Origin of the sequence: Bradyrhizobium sp. CCBAU 45384, from assembly GCF_028128665.1 — a bacterium.
Classification (GTDB): domain Bacteria; phylum Pseudomonadota; class Alphaproteobacteria; order Rhizobiales; family Xanthobacteraceae; genus Bradyrhizobium; species Bradyrhizobium manausense.
Map to the genome: position 1 here is coordinate 25138 of NZ_LBIZ01000103.1, position 17591 is coordinate 42728.

Below are 17591 nucleotides of genomic sequence, written 5' to 3' on the forward strand. Positions count from 1 at the left end.
CTCTTTCCATTTGTTCCCGCCGGTCTATGACTTGCCAAAACACGAGAGCGCGAATGCAAGATACAACCAAACTGGCGACCCGGGTCCTCATCGTCGACGACCACCCCGTTGTGCTGTCAGGTTGTCGCACCCTGTTTGCCTCCGATCATTCGATTCGGATCGACGAAGCGAACGACGCCAAATCCGGACACAAGGCCTATATCAGCAAGCGGCCGGACGTCACGGTCATCGACATCAGCCTGCCAGACGTCTCGGGCTTCGAACTGATGCGCCGGATCCGCAAGGACGATCCGGGCGCCAAGATCATCATGTTCAGCATGAATGAAGATCCGGCCTTCGTGGTGCGCGCGGTGGAGCTCGGGGCGCAGGGCTATGTCTCCAAGGGCGACGATCCCCGGATCCTGCTCAAGGCCGTGCGCAAGGTGGTCGCCGGCGACAATTTCATCTCGCCGCAGCTTGCGGAGGCGGTAACCTTCTCGGGCGCCGCGATCAAGGCGAATCCGGCCTCGCAGATGACGCCACGGGAGCTCGAAATTCTCCGCCTGCTCGGGCGCGGCCACAAGATCGTCGAAGTCGCCGAGGCGCTCGGTATCTCCTACAAGACCGTCGCCAACACCACCTCCCTGCTCAAGCAGAAGCTGGGGGCCAAGAACCATTCCGACCTGATTCGGATCGCGGTGGAAATCGGGATGAACTCACCCGTCAGGGGCTGAGCCGGCTGCCCCAGGATGCAGCCGGCTCGGCCGGCGGACCGGTTTGCCGCACGCCTTCTGCGTAGAGTTAGGAAAAAGCGGCAATGATGCCGCGCGCCCGGCGACGCTCGCGGGCACTGCGCCGGGGGCAACCGGGAAAAGCCGGAACATTTGGCGCCGCGCGCCGTTTTCTCCTTGACGATTTCGTGACAGGAAACGATAGCTCGAACCAGCGATTTTCGGGGCAGGCGCCCCAGCGACGAAACCGGGTCTGCACACATCAACGACAGACCTTCCAAGAGAAGGGCTGCGGCCTCGCCGCAGCCCTTTTTCGTTGGGCATGGTGCGGCCCTCCAAAACACTCTATGGTGCCGCAAAGCCTCTGGCTTGGAACTAGGAACATCGTGAAATCAAAGGCTTAAGGCCCGGACTGGGACCGCGCCAGCCTTTGGAGGGCAGTTTGACTCGTTATATCTCGACCCGGGGCGAGGCCCCTGAGCTTGGCTTCTGCGACGTGATGCTGACGGGGCTTGCCCGCGACGGCGGCCTGTACGTGCCGGTGACCTGGCCGCTTCTGCCAGCCGAGACCATCGCCGGCTTCTTTGGCCGGCCCTATTGGGAGGTCGCGGTCGACGTGATCCGTCCGTTCGTCGGCGGGGAGATTTCCGACGCCGAGCTCGGCCGCATGGCGAACGAGGCCTATGCCACCTTCCGTCATCCGGCCGTGGTGCCGTTGCGGCAGATGTCGCCGCATCAATTCGTGCTGGAGCTGTTTCACGGTCCGACGCTCGCGTTCAAGGACGTGGCGATGCAGCTGATCTCGCGGCTGATGGACCATGTGCTCGCCAAGCGCGGCCAGCGCACCACCATCGTGGTCGCAACCTCGGGCGACACCGGCGGTGCCGCGGTCGAAGCCTTCGCAGGCCTGGAGAATGTCGACCTCATCGTGCTGTTTCCGCACCAGCGCATCTCCGAGGTGCAGCAGCGCATGATGACGACGACGGGCGCGGCCAATGTCCACGCGCTCGCCATCGAGGGCAATTTCGACGATTGCCAGGCGCTGGTGAAGGGGATGTTCAACCATCATCGCTTCCGCGATGCGACCTCGCTGTCCGGCGTCAATTCCATCAACTGGGCACGCATCGTCGCCCAGGTGGTCTACTACTTCACGTCGGCGGTTGCCGCCGGCGCTCCGGCGCGCGCGGTGGACTTCATCGTGCCGACAGGCAATTTCGGCGATATTTTTGCAGGATACGTCGCCAAGCGCATGGGTCTTCCGGTGCGCACGCTGCGCATCGCCGCCAACGTCAACGACATCCTTGCCCGCACGCTCAAGACCGGCATCTACGAGGTGCGGGAGGTGCACGCCACGGCATCGCCGTCGATGGACATCCAGATCTCCTCGAATTTCGAGCGGCTGCTGTTCGAGGCGAGCAAGCGCGATGCGGGCAGTGTGCGGCGGCTGATGGATCAGCTGAAGCAATCGGGACGTTTCGTCCTGCCCGACGCCACGCTCGCCGCGATCCGCGAAGAATTCGACGCCGGCCGCGCCGACGAGACCGAGACCGCGGCTGCGATCCGCGCCGCCTGGCGCGAGGCCGGCGAGTTGGTCGATCCCCACACCGCGGTGGCGCTTGCGGTTGCCGATCGCGATACCACCGACACGACCGTCCCCAACATCGTGCTCTCGACCGCGCATCCCGCCAAATTCCCTGATGCGGTCGAGGCGGCCTGCGGCCAGCGACCGCTTCTGCCGGCCTGGCTCGACGGTCTCATGACCAAGTCCGAACAGATGAAGGTGATGAAGAACGATCAGGCCGAGGTGGAGCGGTTCGTGCTGTCGGTCAGCCGCGCCGCAAAACAGGGAGTTGCCGGATGAGCGTCGAGATCACCAAGCTTGCGTCCGGCCTGACTGTCGTCACCGACAACATGCCGCATCTGGAGACCGCCGCGCTCGGGGTCTGGGCCGGGGTCGGCGGCCGCGACGAGAAGCCGAACGAGCACGGCATCTCCCATCTGCTGGAACATATGGCCTTCAAGGGCACCACGGGACGTTCCTCGCGCGAGATCGTCGAGGAGATCGAGGCGGTCGGCGGCGATCTCAACGCCGGCACCTCGACCGAGACCACGTCCTATTATGCCCGGGTGATGAAGGCCGACGTGCCGCTCGCGCTCGACGTGCTCGCCGACATCCTCGCCAATCCCGCCTTCGAGCCCGACGAGCTCGAGCGCGAGAAGAACGTCATCGTGCAGGAGATCGGTGCAGCGCAGGATACCCCTGATGACGTCGTGTTCGAGCATCTCAACGAGCTCTGCTATCCCGACCAGCCGATGGGCCGCTCGCTGCTCGGCACCGCCAAGACGCTGAAGAGCTTCAATCGCGACTCGCTGCGCAATTACCTCTCGACGCATTATCGCGGCCCCGACATGGTGGTGGCGGCGGCGGGCGCCGTCGATCACAAGCAGGTGGTCGCCGAGGCCGAGAAGCGCTTTGCGAGCTTTGATGCGACGCCGGGGCCGAAGCCCCAGCCTGCCCAATTCGGCAAGGGCGGCACCAAGGTCGTGCATCGCGAGCTCGAGCAGGCGCATCTGACGCTGGCGCTGGAGGGCGTGCCGCAGACCGATCTGTCGCTGTTCTCGCTCCAGGTCTTCACCAACATCCTCGGCGGCGGGATGTCGTCGCGGCTGTTCCAGGAGGTGCGCGAGAAGCGTGGCCTCTGCTATTCCATCTACACCTTCCACGCGCCCTACACCGACACCGGCTTTTTCGGTCTCTACACCGGCACCGATCCGGCCGACGCGCCTGAAATGATGGAGGTCGTGGTCGACATCATGAATGATTCGGTCGAGACCCTGACCGAGGCCGAGATCGCCCGCGCCAAGGCGCAGATGAAGGCAGGCCTCTTGATGGCGCTGGAGAGCTGTTCCTCGCGCGCCGAGCAGCTCGCCCGGCACGTGCTGGCCTATGGCCGGCCGCAGACGGTGCAGGAACTGGTGTCCCGGATCGATGCCGTCAGCGTCGAATCGACCCGCGATGCGGCGCGGGCACTGCTGTCGCGCAGCCGCCCTGCCGTTGTCGCATTAGGCAGCGGCAGGGGTCTGGACACGGCGGTGTCTTTTGCGGAAGGATTGACCCGGGCGCGCGCCAAAGCTCGGCTTCACTAAAAGGCGCGGCTGCATGAGGAGCCGCTTTGGCGGAAGGTCCGCCCCGGGAAGCATCACATGGCCCTGTTCCGCCTGCCCTCCAGTGGACCTGCCGCTCTCGCCCCGCGCGGCAACGGATTGTTGCTGCGCGCCCCGCAGATGTCGGACTTCCTGCAATGGGCGCATTTGCGCGAGACCAGCCGCGATTATCTGACGCCGTGGGAGCCGATCTGGCCGTCGGACGATCTGACCCGCTCCGGCTTTCGCCGCCGGCTGCGGCGTTATTCCGAGGATATCGCCGCGGACCGCTCCTATCCCTTCCTGATCTTCCGCGAGCTCGACGGCGCCATGGTCGGCGGCATCACGCTCGCCAATGTCCGCCGCGGCATCGTCCAGGCCGGCACCATCGGTTATTGGGTCGGCCAGCCCCATGCCCATCGCGGCTACATGACGGCAGCGCTGCGCGTGTTGCTGCCGACGCTGTTCGGCGAGCTCAATCTGCACCGGGTCGAGGCCGCCTGCATCCCCACCAATGCGCCGTCGATCCGGGTGCTGGAGAAGTGCGGCTTCTCCCGCGAGGGACTGGCGCGCCGCTATCTCTGCATCAACGGGGTCTGGCAGGACCATCTGCTGTTCGGCCTGCTGCACGAGGATTTCCGCGGTTGAGCTGAGCCATCGCGCAGCGAGCTCAGCCTTTTTTCCTGCCTTGTTTTCTCGCCTTGGGTTCGCCGATTTTGGCGATATAACGCGCGGGATCGACCGGCGATTGGCCGGGATATTGTCATGGAGTACAGGCGTTCATGAATGAGCTTCGGTCATTGCGGAAGGCGCTGCGGCGGGGTCCGGTGATCGCGCTGGCGCTGTCGGTTTCACTGGCGGCGGTCTCGCCGGTCGCCGCGCAGTCGTTGACCGACCGTTTCAAGAGCCTGTTCGGCGGCAAATCCGACGAGCCTGCCCAGCCTAAGCCGGCGCCCGCGCCAGGCGCGCCCCAGGCCGATGACGAATATGATTGCCCGCAGGTCACGGTGCGCGCCGGAGCGTCGACCTATGGCGTCGGTGCGAACGGCAAGCCGGCGGTCGGCAATGACGTGCGCTTCCAGGCCTCGATCTCCAAGATGGCGCGCGAATGCATCCGCAATGGCGGCGAAATCACCGCGCATATCGGCATCCAGGGCCGCGTCATCGCGGGCCCCGCCGGCGCGCCTGCGACGGTCGAAGTTCCCTTGCGCGTCGCCGTGGTCCAGGGCGGCGTCGGCGAGAAGGTGATCGCCTCGAAGGCCTACCGCACCACGGTCCAGATGACCGAGGGCGCCAGTGTGCCCTTCACCTTCGTCGCCGAGGACCTGTCCTACCCGCTGCCGTCTCCCGCGGTCGCCGATTCCTACATCTTCTATGTCGGCTTCGACCCGCAGGCGCTCTCGCCGGAGCCGAAGGCGCGGAAGAAGAAGTAGGTAGCCGCAATCTCAGCTGTCATGCCCCGCAAAGGCGGGGCATCCAGTACGCCGCGGCTCCTCGGTTCAAGCACAGCCGCCCCTGGAATACTGGATCACCCGCCTTCGCGGGTGATGACATCGCATTTGCGGATGCGGTGTCGAAAACAAAAAAGCCGGCGCTCATCGCGCCGGCTTTTGATTGGATGAGGCGTTCGCCCCTCAGTTCAGCTTCTGGCGAACCTCGGTGATGCCCTTGGCGAGCAGATCGTCGGCGACCGGGCCCTTGACCGACTGCGACAGGATCGTGGAGGCGGCCTGCACGGCGGCTTCCGCGGCTGCGGCGCGGACATCGGCCAGCGCCTGGGCCTCGGCGAGCGCGATCTTGCCCTCCGCGGTCTTGGTACGGCGGGCGAGGAAGTCTTCCATCTTCGCCTTGGCCTCGGTCGCGATGCGCTCGGCTTCGCTCCTGGCGTTGGCGATGATGTCGGCGGCCTCGCGTTCCGCCGAGGCGCTGCGGGCCTTGTAGTCGGCCAGCACCTTGGCGGCTTCCTGCTTCAGGCGCGTCGCGTCGTCGAGCTCGGCCTTGATGCGCTCGGCGCGCTTGTCGAGCGCCGCCATCGCCGATTTGAAGACCCCGAGATAGCCGAATACGACCATCAGGATCACGAAGGCGACGGCGACCCAGGTTTCAGGATCGAAGAACATATCGACTAACCCTTCAAGGACGCATCAACGGCGGCATTGACCGACGCCGCATCCGGAACGACGCCGGTGAGCTGCTGCACGATGGTGCCTGCCGCATCGGCCGCGATGCTGCGGACGTTGCCCATGGCGGTCGCGCGGGTCGAGGCGATGGTCTTCTCCGCCTCGGCGAGCTTGGCCGCCAGCTGCTCTTCCAGGGCCTTGCGCTCGGCTTCCGCCTGCGCATTCGCCTTGTCGCGGGATTCGTTGGCGATCGCCTGCGCCCGCGCGCGCGCCGCAGCGAGCTCGCTTTCATAGGCCTTCAGCGCCGCCTCGGACTGATCCTTCAGCGCCTGCGCCTCGGTGAGGTCACCCTCGATCTTGTTCTGACGCGCCTCGATCGTCCCGCCGACCTTCGGCAGCGCGAGCTTGGACACGATCACGTAAAGCGCGACGAAGAAGATCGCGAGCGACACCAGCTGCGAAGCAAAGGTGCTGCTCTCGAACGGCGGAAAGCCGCCGCCGTGATGACCGCCATCGGCTTCGGTGTGGGCGTCGGTCGCCGGAGCTTTCGCCCCGCCATGACTCTCGGCCATGGAGTACTCCTGTTGCTGTCACGCGCCGCTTCGGATGAAGCGGCGCGGAAGAAGTCGTTCTTTAGAAAACGAACAGCAGAAGCAGCGCGATCAGCAGCGAGAAGATGCCGAGCGCTTCGGTCACGGCGAAGCCGAAGATCAGGTTGCCGAACTGGCCCTGAGCGGCCGACGGGTTGCGGACGGCTGCGGCGAGGTAGTTGCCGAAGATCACGCCCACGCCGACGCCCGCACCGCCCATGCCGATGCACGCGATGCCCGCGCCGATAAGTTTTGCTGCTGCCGGATCCATTTTAGACTCCTTGGAAGAAAGATTGGGTTGTGGGTGGAAATTCCCCGGACCGCTCAGTGTCCCGGATGAATGGCGTCGTTGAGGTAGATGACGGTCAGGATCGCAAACACATAGGCTTGCAGGAACGCGACCAGGATCTCGAGGGCGTACAGCGCGATGGTGAGTGCCAGCGGCAGCACGCCGCCGACCCAGCCGATGGCGCCGAGCGAGAAGCCGAGCATGGCGACGAAGCCCGCGAACACCTTCAGCGCGATGTGGCCGGCCAGCATGTTGGCGAACAGACGGATGCTGTGCGAGACCGGCCGCAGGAAGAACGACAGGATCTCGATGAACATGACCAGCGGCAGGATGTAGCCGGGGACGCCGTGGGGAACGAAGATCTTGAAGAATTTCAAGCCGTTCTTGGCGACGCCGTAGATCAGCACGGTGAAGAAGACCAGCAGCGCCAGCGCTACGGTGACGATAATGTGGCTCGAAATCGTGAAGGTGTAGGGGATGATGCCCACGAGATTCGAGACGCAGATGAACATGAACAGCGAGAAGATCAGCGGGAAGAATTTCATGCCTTCCGCGCCGGCGTTGCCGCGGATCGTGGCGGCAATGAACTCGTAGGAGATTTCGGCGACCGACTGCAGGCGCCCGGGAACCAGCTGCGTGCCGCTGGCGAGCATCAGGAGCGAGATGATGACGACGGCCACCAGCATGTAGAGCGACGAATTGGTGAAGGCGATCGTCTGATGGCCGATATGGCCGATCGTGAAGAGAGGCTCGATGTTGAATTGGTGGATCGGATCGATTTTCATCGGCGCGGCATCTCTTGGTCTGCCGGACGAGCCGGCGTGTCTCGATTCTGCCGGCCGGGCCGGCCCGCACCGGGGATCCCGGCGCGACAATTCCTCTCCGTGTGCGGATTGGCCTTACGAACCACCACGCCTGTTCTGACCTGCGCCCGCCGACCTCACCACATTCACCACGCCGGCCACGAAGCCCAGCAGCAGGAACACGATAAATCCGAAAGGCGACGTCGACAGCAAGCGGTCGAAACCCCAGCCAATCCCCGCTCCGACAGCGACACCGGCGACCAACTCGGAGGATAACCGAAAACCAAGCGCCATCGCCGAGGCTCTGGCCGCTCCGTCTCCACCGTCACCTGCGGGTTGCTCGGTCTTGACGTGGCGGCCGCGAAATTCGGACAACCGCTGGTCGAGACTTCCGAGCCGTTCGGAAAGCGCAGCTTCCTCGGGCGATCTATCGCGATCTCCATTCCCGTTGTGTCCCGTGTCTTGAGCCATGCCACGAAGACCCGAAACGCTGCGGTTGAATGGAAATTACGCCCGCCACCCTCAAAAGCCGCGCGGACCATACTGACCGCACATAATCAAGTCAAGCCAAGTCACGATCGCGTCGTGATCAGCTATATAGCTGATTTTACTGGAGATATCGACCTGCGCGCAAGCGCTGCACACAGCGTGACGCCGCACCGCAGCAGCTCGCCGCGTGATCTGCCGCCGCAGTCGACATTTCGCCGCGCTCTCGGGATCAAAGGGATGGCCGTCATCATTGATTCCGCAAGGTGCGGTTCAGGCGGCGGATTCGCGCGCGCCGGCGATGCGCGGTCGGCCGCAGGGGTGTAGAATTCGATGATGTGCCACCTGCGCGGCGTGGCGGAGAGCACGATGAGACCTGCAAAACCATCCACAACATCATGGTGTGCGGCGGCCATCGTCGCGATGACGGCGGTCAGCGGCAGCCTGGTTGCCGCGCAATCCGCGCCCGACGGCGAAAATGGCCGCTATACCATGACGCCGATCCCCGAAGGCGTGCTGCGGCTCGACACCCGCACCGGCACGGTCTCGACCTGCAGCAAGAATGGCGCCGGCTGGGCCTGCTACGCCGTGCCTGACGAGCGTTCTGCACTCGATGCCGAGATCGGCCGCCTCCAGGCCGAGGTCGAGAAGCTCAAGGGGCAGCTCGCCGCCGGGCCCACAGTCTCCGGCAAGATCGACGAAGCGCTGCCGAAATCCGACCCGCTGAAAAAGGCCGAGCCAAAGGTCGCCGAGGGCGAGCGCAAGCTCGAGATTCCGCTGCCGAGCGACCAGGACCTCGACCGCGCGATGTCGTTCCTGGAAAGGGCCTGGCGCCGCCTGATCGACATGGCCAACCGCGTGCAGAAGGACGTGTCGGGGAGGATTTGATACACCACGCGGTGCCGTAGGGTGGGCAAAGGCGCATCGCGCCGTGCCCACCATCTGGATATCGTCGCACGGATTTCGTGGGCACGCTCTGCTTTGCCCACCCTACGGCACTACGGCACCTTGCGCGTTGAGAGACCTTCGATGACATCGGCCAAATCCATCATCCGCTCCACGCCATCTTCGGTGCAAGCCACCACGATCGTCTCATCGCTGCTCACCGTGCAGACGAAGGGCCGCGGCTTCACCGATCTCACCAGCGAGGCCGCAAAATTCGTCCACGAGGCCCACGCAAGCGACGGCGCGCTGACGCTGTTCATCCGCCACACCTCGGCGTCGCTGACCATCCAGGAGAACGCCGATCCGTCCGTGCTGGTCGATCTCACCACCGCGCTGTCGCGGCTCGCGCCGGAAAGCGTGCCGTGGACACACGACACGGAGGGGCCGGACGACATGCCGGCGCATGTCAAGACGATGCTGACGCAGACCTCGCTGCAGGTGCCGGTGTTGGGCGGCAAGCTCGCGCTCGGCACCTGGCAGGCGATCTACCTCGTCGAGCACCGCAGCCGTCCGCATCGCCGGGAGATCGTGCTGCAATTCATCGGCAGCAATCACTAGAGCCCAAAAGCAAACCGGCCGCGGATTTCTCCGCGGCCGGCTTTGTCGGCGTCTCGCGACGCGCGATCAGGACTTGGTGATGTCGACGTCCTTTGTCTCGGGGACGAACAGGAAGCCGACCACCGCCGTGATGGCCGCGAACACGACGGGGTACCACAGGCCCGCGTAGATATCGCCGCTCGCTGCGGTGATCGCGAAAGCGGATGCGGGCAACAGGCCCCCGAACCAGCCGTTGCCGATGTGATAAGGCAGCGACATCGAGGTGTAACGGATGCGGGTCGGGAACAGTTCGACCAGCATCGCCGCGATCGGGCCGTACACCATGGTGACGTAGATCACGAGGATGAACAGCAGGCCGATGGTCGCCGACACCTGCGGACGGAAGATGTCGAACGGATTCGACATCTTGACGATGCCCGCGTCACCCGGCTTCGGATAGCCCGCCGCCTGCACTGCCGTGGTGATCGCGGGGTTCGACGTCTTGGCGTCCGTGTAGGGCACTTCCTTGTCGTTGACGAGGATCTTCACGGCGCCCGCGGGTCCCGGAACCGTGGTGTACTTCACCGACGATTGCGCGAGGAAGGCGCGTGCCGTGTCGCAAGGCGCGGTGAAGACGCGGGTGCCGACCGGGTTGAACAGATCGCCGCAGCCTGCGGGATCCGCCACCACCTGCACCTTGACCGTCTCATAGGCCTTTTCCAGCGCCGGGTTGGCGTTGGACGAGATCATCTTGAAGATCGGGAACAGGGTCAGTGCACCGATCAGGCAGCCCGACAGGATGATCGGCTTGCGGCCGATCCGGTCGGACAGCGCGCCGAACACCAGGAAGAAGCCGGTGCCGAGCAGCAGCGACCAGGCGATCAGCAGGTTGGCGGTGTAGCCGTCGACCTTCAGGATCGATTGCAGGAAGAACAGCGCGTAGAACTGGCCCGTGTACCAGATCACCGCCTGGCCCATGGTCAGGCCGATCAGCGCCAGGATCACGATCTTGGCGTTGCTCCAGTTGGCGAAGGCTTCGGTCAGCGGCGCCTTGGAGGTCTTGCCTTCCTCCTTCATCCGCTGGAACACGGGCGACTCGTTGAGGCGCAAGCGGATCCAGACCGAGATGCCGAGCAGGAACACCGAAACCAGGAACGGAATGCGCCAGCCGCCCCAATAAGCGCCCGGAGCGCCGGCAAAGCCCGGCTCGCCAGTCGCGGTGCGGGTGAACAGGATCACCAGCAGCGACAGGAACAGGCCGAGCGTCGCGGTGGTCTGGATGAACGAGGTGTAATAGCCGCGCTTGCCGGGCGGCGCGTGCTCGGCGACATAGGTCGCCGCGCCGCCATACTCGCCACCGAGCGCGAGGCCCTGCAGCAGGCGCAGGCCGATCAGCAGGATCGGCGCCGCGATGCCGATCTGCGCGGCACCCGGCAGCAGGCCGACGATGAAGGTCGACAGACCCATGATGAGGATGGTGACGAGGAAGGTGTATTTGCGGCCGACGATGTCGCCGATCCGACCGAACACGATTGCGCCGAACGGACGGACCAGGAAGCCTGCCGCGAACGCCAGCAGCGCGAAGATGTCGCGCGTCGCCTGATCGAACATCGGCTTGCCGTCGGCGCCGGCGATGGTGAAGAACTGCGTGCCCACGATGCCGGCCAGCGATCCGTAGAGGTAGAAGTCGTACCACTCGAAGACGGTGCCGAGTGACGATGCGAGGATGACGAACCGCTCATCCTTCGTCATGCCGGTCGACCGAGCCGACGTTGCAGCTAGTGTGGACATCGTGAATGCGCTCCCCGTATCTCGTTTCCTCGCGTCCCGGTCCGGGCATGCCGGATCAACCCAGGTCTTGCCCCCAAGGTAACATCGGCGTGAAACCTGCCCCAATACGACTTTCGGCCTTCCGCACTGACGCGCGACTGACGGTGCTGATTTATAGTGCCGCGCGGTCGCGGGCGGCTTGCGGATTAACCCCCTTTTGGCAAAGGAATAATGTGCTCTTGCATGCCACGGCCGGGCGGGGAAGAATTGACCACCGCGCCCATCAGGATTACTGGCGCTGACGTCAACGACAGCAAGAGATCGATGAACGCTCCCTCCACCCATCTCGTCATTGCCGATGACCATCCGCTGTTCCGTGATGCGCTGCGGCAGGCGGTGGCGGGCGTTCTCTCGACCGCGAAGATCGACGAGGCCGGATCGTTCGACGATCTGACCAAGCTCCTGGAACAGACTTCGGACGTCGACCTGGTCCTGCTCGACCTCTCGATGCCCGGCATCTCCGGCTTTTCCGGCCTGATCTATCTGCGCGCGCAATATCCGGCGATCCCCGTCGTGATCGTCTCGGCCTCCGACGACAGCGCCACGATCCGCCGCTCGCTCGATTTCGGCGCCTCCGGCTTCATCCCGAAGCGGTTTGGCGTCGAGACGCTGCGCGATGCCATCCTCAAGGTGATGGAAGGCGACGTCTGGGTTCCCGCCGACACGGATCTGACGGCCGCCGCCGACCCCGACATGACCAAGCTGCGCGACCGCCTGGTGACGCTGACGCCGCAGCAGGTGCGGGTGCTGATGATGCTGTCGGAGGGATTGCTGAACAAGCAGATCGCCTACGAGCTCGGCGTCTCCGAGGCGACCATCAAGGCGCATGTCTCGGCCATCCTGCAAAAGCTCGGCGTCGAGAGCCGCACCCAGGCCGTGATCGCCGCCGCCAAGATCGCCGGCGGCCAGTGGAAGCAGGGCACGCCGACGGGGTAGCTACCGGCTGCTGTAGCCCGGATGAAGCGGCTTGTCCCGCCGTGGCTCGCAGAGCGAAGGTGGAAAGCGTAATCCGGGCAAAAGGCTCGACCGTCATTTCGGGCGCGCGACTTGTCCGCCGAAGCCGCAGAGCGAAGGTGGAAGCGCAATCAATGATTGAGCCGAGAGGCCGCGTCGTACTGGATTTCCCGCCTGCCGCCTACGCTCAAAGCTTCGGCGCTCGGGGAATGACAGCGTCATTTGGAGGACTGCAATGCCCCTCTTGCTCCGTCATTGCGAGCGCAGCGAAGCAATCCAGAGTCTTTCCGCGGAGGGATTCTTGATTGCTTCGTCGCAAGAGCTCCTCGCAATGACGGGCTTTTGATGGAGTGCCTCACAACTTCTCACAAGTCCAAACGGGCGTCCCGCGTAACACGCTGATAGTCAGTTGCGTAGCTGCAACGAGGCGCTCATGAGCGCAAGATGCGTGTCCGACAGCGACGTCAGCAACTAACAAGGAACCAAGACCATGACACAGATGATCGATCAGCATCGCCGCCAGTTCCTCGGCATCGCAGCCACAGCCGCTGCCGCCAGCCTCGGCGTGATCGACCTGGCGCACGCCGAGACGTCAGCCGCGCCGTCGCTAGCATCGAACGCATCCTTCGGCACGATCAAGCAGATCAATGCCGGCGTCCTCGACGTCGGTTACGCCGAAGCAGGTCCCGCCACCGGACCGGTGGCGATCCTGCTGCACGGCTGGCCCTACGACATTCACGCCTTCATCGACGTTGCGCCGATCCTGGCCAAGGCCGGCTATCGCGTCATCATCCCGCATTTGCGTGGCTATGGCACGACGAACTTCCTCTCCAGCGAGACGCCGCGCAACGGCGAGCCGGCGGCGCTGGCGGTCGACATCATCGCGCTGATGGATGCGCTCGACATCAAGAAGGCCGTCCTTGCCGGCTTCGACTGGGGCGCGCGCACCTGCGATATCATCGCCGCGCTGTGGCCGGAGCGCTGCCGCGCGCTGGTATCGGTCAGCGGCTATCTGATCTCCAGCCAGGCGGCGGGCAGCGCGCCGTTGCCGCCGGCGGCCGAGCTGCAATGGTGGTACCAGTTCTATTTCGCCACCGAGCGCGGCCGCGCCGGCTACGAGAAGTACACGCATGATTTCGCCAAGCTGATCTGGAAACTGGCCTCGCCGCAATGGAAGTTCGACGACGCCACTTTCGATCGCAGCGCGGCTTCGCTCGATAACAAGGATCACGTCGCGATCTCGATCCACAATTACCGCTGGCGACTCGCGCTCGAAAAGGGCGAGGCGAAGTACGAGGAGATCGAACAGAAGCTCGCTTCTGCTCCCATCATCAGCGTGCCCACGATCACGATGGAGGGCGATGCCAACGGCGCGCCGCATCCCGATCCCGGCGCCTACGCCAAGAAATTCTCCGGCCGCTACGATCATCGCCTGATCACCGGCGGCATCGGTCACAATCTGCCGCAGGAAGCGCCTCAGGCCTTTGCCAAGGCCGTGATCGATGTCGACGCTGGCGCTTGAGAATTGTCGATGGCGGCGGCCGGCCTTACTCCGCCGCCACCATCTGCTGCGTGCGCCACTGCCCGAGCAAGGCGCGCAGCGAGGCCGGCTTCACCGGCTTGTTCAGCACCGCGATCTTCTCGTCGCGCGCGGCGCTTTGCACGGCCGGGCTGCGGTCGGCGGTGATCAGGATCGCGGGGATGGAGTCGCCGAAGCGGCGGCGAATCTCGCGGATGGCGGCGATGCCGTTGCCGCGGTCGAGGTGATAGTCGACGAGTAGCCCGGTCACGCGCTTGCCGGCCGCCTCGATCGCCGCGATCGCGCCTTCGGGATCGGTGACCGCGATCACCTCGGCGTCCCAGGCCTTCAGCAGCGTCCGCATGCCGTCGAGGATCGCCGCATCATTCTCGATGCAGACGATCAGCGCGCCCGAGATCGGCGTGCGCGCCAGTGGCGTTGCACTGGTCACCGCCGCGGTCAGCGTCACCGCCTTGGCCGTCGGCACCGTCACGGAAAACAGCGAGCCGCCGCTCCTGTTGGCGTCGATGGAGATGCTGTGGCCCAGCACGCGCGCCAGCCGCTCGACGATCGAGAGCCCGAGGCCAAGGCCGCGCGCGATCCGCGCGCCCTGCTCGAGGCGGTGGAACTCCTTGAAGATCTCGCCGCGCTTGACCGCGGGGATGCCGACGCCGGTGTCGTAGACGTTGATGGCGAGCGAGTCTCCGCGGCGGCGGCAGCCGACCAGCACGCGTCCGCGTGGCGTATATTTGATCGCGTTCGAGATCAGGTTCTGGAGCAGCCGCCGCAGCAGCAGCCGGTCCGACTCGACCGGCAGCGAGCAGGGCACGAAGGTGAGATCGAGGCCCTTGGCGCGCGCGATCGGGGCAAATTCGATCTCCAGCGAGCGCATCAGATCGGCCATCTTGAAGCTCGAAATCGAGATTGCCATCGCGCCGGCATCGAGCCGGGAGATGTCGAGCAGCGCGCCGAGGATCTCCTCGATCGCCTGCAGCGATTCATCGATGTTCTCGACCAGCCGCGTCTCCTCGCCATTGTGCTGGCGCTCGACCAGGCTCGTGACATAGAGCCGCGCCGCATTCAGCGGCTGCAGAATGTCGTGGCTGGCGGCGGCGAGGAAGCGCGTCTTGGAGATGCTGGCGTCCTCCGCGGTGCTCTTGGCCCGCGCCAGCTCCGAATTCAGCCGCGTCAATTCTTCAGTGCGGTCGCGCACCCGCTTTTCCAGCGTCGCATTGGCGCGCTCCAGCGCTTCCGCCGCCTCGAAGCTGGGCGTGACGTCGGTGAAGGTGATGACGAAGCCGCCGCCGGGCATGCGGTTGGTGAGCACCTCGATCACCATGTGGCGTTCCGGCAGGCGTTCGAGATAGGGCTCGCCGTCGGTGGTGTAGGCCACCAGCCGCTGCTCGATCATCGCCTCGCGACCAGATTGATCGGCGGGATCGCTCACGCCCATGAATTCCAGGATTTCGCGCAGCGGCGTGCCGAACTGGATGAAATGCGGGGGCACGTTGAGCAGGTCGCCGAACTGCCGGTTGGAGCAGATCAGGTGCAAATCGGCGTCGAACACCGCGATGCCCTGCCGCACATGGTTGAGCGCGGTCTGCAGGATCTCGCGGTTGAAATGCAGGGCCGCATGCGAATCATCGAGCAGCTTGAGTGCGGCCTTGGCGGAGACCGTGCGCTTGCGCAGCAGCAGCGACATCACGAGGCGCGAGGACGCGGCCCCGATCGAGGAGGCGATCAGGTGCTCGGCGTGCTGCAGCAGCTCGAAATCGGCGGGCGCTCCCGGCTCCAGCCGCATGTTGCGCCGCGCCGAGAAAGCTTCGAACGAGTGCTGGGTGCGCTCAGGCCCGAGATATTGCGTCACCGTGGCCTGGATGTCCTGCACCGTGATGGTGGTGCGCCAGCGGCGGAAGTTCGGCGCGATCGGCGCGAGCGTGTTGGGCACGAACAGATCGGCCTGCACCAGCTCGATGGACGAAGGCTGCCGCGCCAGCGACAGCAGCACATAGGTGAGGATGTTGAGCGAGAGCGACCAGACCACGCCGTGCATCAGCGGTGGCAAATCGGCGCCGAACAGCGCCTGCGGCCTCAGCGCCTCGATGCCGAAGGGGCCGTGCTGGAGCAACAGCAGGCCTGCGGTCGAGGAGTCCATGAAGCTCGGCAGGAACAGCGTGTAGAACCACACCGCGAAGCCGACCAGCATGCCGCCGATGGCACCGCGCGCGGTCGCCCGCCGCCACAACAGTCCGCCGAAAAAGGCGGGTGCGAGCTGCGCGATGGCGGCAAAGGACAACAGGCCGATCGCCGCAAGCTGGGTGTTGCCGAGCGCGCGATAGTAGAAATAGGCCATCACCATGATGGCAAAGATCGCAAGCCGCCGCGAGCGCAGCAGGAAGTCGCCGAAAGCGGTGCCGCCTGCGCGCCCCTCGGGCCGACGTTGCAGCACCAGCGGCACCACGAGGTCGTTCGAAACCATGATCGAGAGCGCGACGCATTCGACGATCACCATCGCGGTCGCCGCCGACAGGCCGCCGACGAAGACGGCGACGCTGAGAAGTCCTGCGCCGCCCTCCATCGGCAGGGCCAGCACATACATGTCGGGATCGGCCGCACCGAACGGGAAGGTGATCAGGCCGGCGAGCGCGATCGGGATCACGAACACATTGATGGCGACGAGATAGAGCGGGAACAGCCAGCGCGCGCGGCTGACCTCGGCATCGCTGGAATTCTCGACCACGCTGACGTGAAACTGCCGTGGCAGCAGCATGACCGCGCACAGCGACAGCAGCGTCATGGTGAGGAAGTTGCCGATCGACGGCGAATACTCGATGGCGCGCACCGCCTCCGGTGTCTTCATCGCGCGCTCGATCAGTTCGTGCGGCGAGAACATCCAGAAGGTGACGAAGATGCCGGCGGAGAGGAAGGCTGCCAGCTTGATGGTGGATTCGGTCGCAACCGCCAGCATCAGGCCGTGCTGATGCTCGGTGGCGTCGGTCTGCCGCGTGCCGAACAGCACCGCGAACGCCGCCATCGCCAGCGTCACCATCAGCGCGATGTCACCGAGGATCGGGATGTGGGAGAACGCCTGGTCCTCGCTCAGGATGACTGCGAGCGAGGAGGCGACCGCCTTGAGCTGCAGAGCGATGTAGGGCACCGAGCCGATGATGGCGATCAGCGCCACCGTCGCCGCCACGGCCTGGCTCTTGCCGTAGCGCGCGCCGATGAAGTCGGCGATCGAGGTGATGTTGTGCGCCTTCGCGAGCTGGATCACGCGGCGAAGCACGCCGGCGCCGAGGCCGATCATCAGGATCGGACCGACATAGATCGCGAGGAAGTCGGTCGAGGTGCGGGTGGCAAAGCCGACCGAGCCGAAGAAGGTCCAGGAGGTGCAGTAGATCGCCAGCGACAGCGGATAGATCAGCCCGGACGCGCGGCCGGGGCCGGCCGGCGAACGGCGGTCGCCGTGGCTCGCCACCAGGAACAGGAAGCCGATATAGCCGAAGGCGGTAGCAATCACGCCCCAATCGTGCAGCATGGCGAGCGTGCGTCTCCCTGGGCGCGACAATCCGTGCCCGATCTCATTTTCCCAGCAAATCTAGCGCGTTGGGAGAGTAGAGGCGACAGCGAAATGCCGGGATCGGGCGGGAACCGGGGTTGTCGT

At 65.0% G+C, this 17591-nt stretch carries 17 protein-coding genes; 10 read left to right on the plus strand and 7 right to left on the minus strand.

Translation table 11 applies throughout. The features are described 5' to 3' along the window. The first annotated feature begins 53 nt into the window (after positions 1–53). The 5 genes from XH80_RS14140 (at position 54) to XH80_RS14160 (ending at position 5287) form a co-directional block, all read left to right on the plus strand. Positions 54–713 carry a response regulator transcription factor gene (locus XH80_RS14140; RefSeq protein WP_057746069.1) on the plus strand — a complete coding sequence of 220 codons (660 nt, stop codon included), beginning with the start codon at positions 54–56 and terminating at the stop codon, positions 711–713. A gap of 439 nt (positions 714–1152) precedes the next feature. Continuing rightward, the gene (thrC, locus tag XH80_RS14145; RefSeq protein WP_271599085.1) at positions 1153–2571 is read left to right on the plus strand and encodes a threonine synthase; all 1419 of its coding nucleotides are present in this window, start codon (positions 1153–1155) and stop codon (positions 2569–2571) included. Then, positions 2568–3857 (plus strand): M16 family metallopeptidase, encoded by a 1290-nt coding sequence (locus XH80_RS14150; protein ID WP_057746075.1) that lies wholly within the window; start codon positions 2568–2570, stop codon positions 3855–3857. The genes thrC and XH80_RS14150 overlap by 4 nt, the downstream gene beginning before the upstream one ends. A gap of 57 nt (positions 3858–3914) precedes the next feature. Further along, positions 3915–4502, plus strand: coding sequence for a GNAT family N-acetyltransferase (locus XH80_RS14155; RefSeq protein ID WP_018316343.1), 588 nt, complete (start codon positions 3915–3917; stop codon positions 4500–4502). A 134-nt stretch (positions 4503–4636) separates the two neighbouring features. Further along, positions 4637–5287: a hypothetical protein gene (locus XH80_RS14160; RefSeq protein WP_271599086.1), complete on the plus strand. Its 651-nt coding sequence runs from the start codon at positions 4637–4639 to the stop codon at positions 5285–5287. Positions 5288–5488: 201 nt separating this feature from the next. Here the strand turns inward: XH80_RS14160 and XH80_RS14165 are convergent, their stop codons facing one another. From XH80_RS14165 to XH80_RS14185, 5 genes are all read right to left on the minus strand, one after another. Continuing rightward, positions 5489–5974 (minus strand): F0F1 ATP synthase subunit B family protein, encoded by a 486-nt coding sequence (locus XH80_RS14165; protein WP_271599087.1) that lies wholly within the window; start codon positions 5972–5974, stop codon positions 5489–5491. Positions 5975–5979: 5 nt separating this feature from the next. After that, the gene (locus tag XH80_RS14170) at positions 5980–6546 is read right to left on the minus strand and encodes a F0F1 ATP synthase subunit B family protein (RefSeq protein WP_271599088.1); all 567 of its coding nucleotides are present in this window, start codon (positions 6544–6546) and stop codon (positions 5980–5982) included. 61 nt (positions 6547–6607) lie between these two features. After that, positions 6608–6835, minus strand: a complete 228-nt coding sequence (locus tag XH80_RS14175) for a F0F1 ATP synthase subunit C (RefSeq protein WP_018643436.1) — start codon at positions 6833–6835, stop codon at positions 6608–6610. A gap of 53 nt (positions 6836–6888) precedes the next feature. Beyond that, positions 6889–7638: a F0F1 ATP synthase subunit A gene (locus tag XH80_RS14180; protein ID WP_271599089.1), complete on the minus strand. Its 750-nt coding sequence runs from the start codon at positions 7636–7638 to the stop codon at positions 6889–6891. 114 nt (positions 7639–7752) lie between these two features. Beyond that, a complete protein-coding gene (locus XH80_RS14185) occupies positions 7753–8127 on the minus strand; it encodes an AtpZ/AtpI family protein (protein WP_220006779.1) in 375 nt (124 codons plus the stop codon). On the opposite strand from XH80_RS14185, the gene XH80_RS14190 reads away from it, so the two are divergent. From XH80_RS14190 to XH80_RS14200, 3 genes are all read left to right on the plus strand, one after another. Continuing rightward, a complete protein-coding gene (locus XH80_RS14190; protein WP_271599192.1) occupies positions 8008–8469 on the plus strand; it encodes a hypothetical protein in 462 nt (153 codons plus the stop codon). The two genes, XH80_RS14185 and XH80_RS14190, sit on opposite strands and share 120 nt — an antisense overlap. Before the next feature lie 42 nt (positions 8470–8511). Beyond that, positions 8512–9030: a hypothetical protein gene (locus tag XH80_RS14195; RefSeq protein WP_271599090.1), complete on the plus strand. Its 519-nt coding sequence runs from the start codon at positions 8512–8514 to the stop codon at positions 9028–9030. Positions 9031–9171: 141 nt separating this feature from the next. Next, positions 9172–9645, plus strand: coding sequence for a secondary thiamine-phosphate synthase enzyme YjbQ (locus tag XH80_RS14200; RefSeq protein ID WP_271599091.1), 474 nt, complete (start codon positions 9172–9174; stop codon positions 9643–9645). A gap of 66 nt (positions 9646–9711) precedes the next feature. On the opposite strand, the gene XH80_RS14205 is transcribed toward XH80_RS14200, so the two are convergent. Continuing rightward, positions 9712–11415, minus strand: a complete 1704-nt coding sequence (locus XH80_RS14205) for an MFS transporter (RefSeq protein WP_271599092.1) — start codon at positions 11413–11415, stop codon at positions 9712–9714. 303 nt (positions 11416–11718) lie between these two features. Here XH80_RS14205 and XH80_RS14210 point away from each other — a divergent pair, with 303 nt between their 5' ends. Together XH80_RS14210 and XH80_RS14215 are read left to right on the plus strand one after the other, a co-directional pair. After that, entirely contained in the window at positions 11719–12390 is a 672-nt protein-coding gene (locus tag XH80_RS14210; RefSeq protein WP_057746103.1) for a response regulator, read from the plus strand. A gap of 508 nt (positions 12391–12898) precedes the next feature. Continuing rightward, positions 12899–13930: an alpha/beta fold hydrolase gene (locus tag XH80_RS14215; protein ID WP_271599093.1), complete on the plus strand. Its 1032-nt coding sequence runs from the start codon at positions 12899–12901 to the stop codon at positions 13928–13930. Positions 13931–13955: 25 nt separating this feature from the next. Here XH80_RS14215 and XH80_RS14220 read toward each other — a convergent pair whose 3' ends face one another. Continuing rightward, positions 13956–17465, minus strand: coding sequence for a PAS domain-containing hybrid sensor histidine kinase/response regulator (locus XH80_RS14220; RefSeq protein WP_271599094.1), 3510 nt, complete (start codon positions 17463–17465; stop codon positions 13956–13958). Between the last annotated feature and the right edge of the window lie 126 nt (positions 17466–17591).

Excerpts from the sequence above, each read along its gene's own strand:
- XH80_RS14140 (WP_057746069.1), top strand. The coding sequence starts at position 54 with ATGCAAGATACAACCAAACTGGCGACCCGGGTCCTCATCGTCGACGAC.
- XH80_RS14150 (WP_057746075.1), top strand. The coding sequence starts at position 2,568 with ATGAGCGTCGAGATCACCAAGCTTGCGTCCGGCCTGACTGTCGTCACC.
- XH80_RS14155 (WP_018316343.1), top strand. The coding sequence starts at position 3,915 with ATGGCCCTGTTCCGCCTGCCCTCCAGTGGACCTGCCGCTCTCGCCCCG.
- XH80_RS14160 (WP_271599086.1), top strand. The coding sequence starts at position 4,637 with ATGAATGAGCTTCGGTCATTGCGGAAGGCGCTGCGGCGGGGTCCGGTG.
- XH80_RS14165 (WP_271599087.1), bottom strand. The coding sequence starts at position 5,974 with ATGTTCTTCGATCCTGAAACCTGGGTCGCCGTCGCCTTCGTGATCCTG.
- XH80_RS14170 (WP_271599088.1), bottom strand. The coding sequence starts at position 6,546 with ATGGCCGAGAGTCATGGCGGGGCGAAAGCTCCGGCGACCGACGCCCAC.
- XH80_RS14175 (WP_018643436.1), bottom strand. The coding sequence starts at position 6,835 with ATGGATCCGGCAGCAGCAAAACTTATCGGCGCGGGCATCGCGTGCATC.
- XH80_RS14180 (WP_271599089.1), bottom strand. The coding sequence starts at position 7,638 with ATGAAAATCGATCCGATCCACCAATTCAACATCGAGCCTCTCTTCACG.
- XH80_RS14185 (WP_220006779.1), bottom strand. The coding sequence starts at position 8,127 with ATGGCTCAAGACACGGGACACAACGGGAATGGAGATCGCGATAGATCG.
- XH80_RS14195 (WP_271599090.1), top strand. The coding sequence starts at position 8,512 with ATGAGACCTGCAAAACCATCCACAACATCATGGTGTGCGGCGGCCATC.
- XH80_RS14200 (WP_271599091.1), top strand. The coding sequence starts at position 9,172 with ATGACATCGGCCAAATCCATCATCCGCTCCACGCCATCTTCGGTGCAA.
- XH80_RS14205 (WP_271599092.1), bottom strand. The coding sequence starts at position 11,415 with ATGTCCACACTAGCTGCAACGTCGGCTCGGTCGACCGGCATGACGAAG.
- XH80_RS14210 (WP_057746103.1), top strand. The coding sequence starts at position 11,719 with ATGAACGCTCCCTCCACCCATCTCGTCATTGCCGATGACCATCCGCTG.
- XH80_RS14215 (WP_271599093.1), top strand. The coding sequence starts at position 12,899 with ATGACACAGATGATCGATCAGCATCGCCGCCAGTTCCTCGGCATCGCA.
- XH80_RS14220 (WP_271599094.1), bottom strand. The coding sequence starts at position 17,465 with ATGCTGCACGATTGGGGCGTGATTGCTACCGCCTTCGGCTATATCGGC.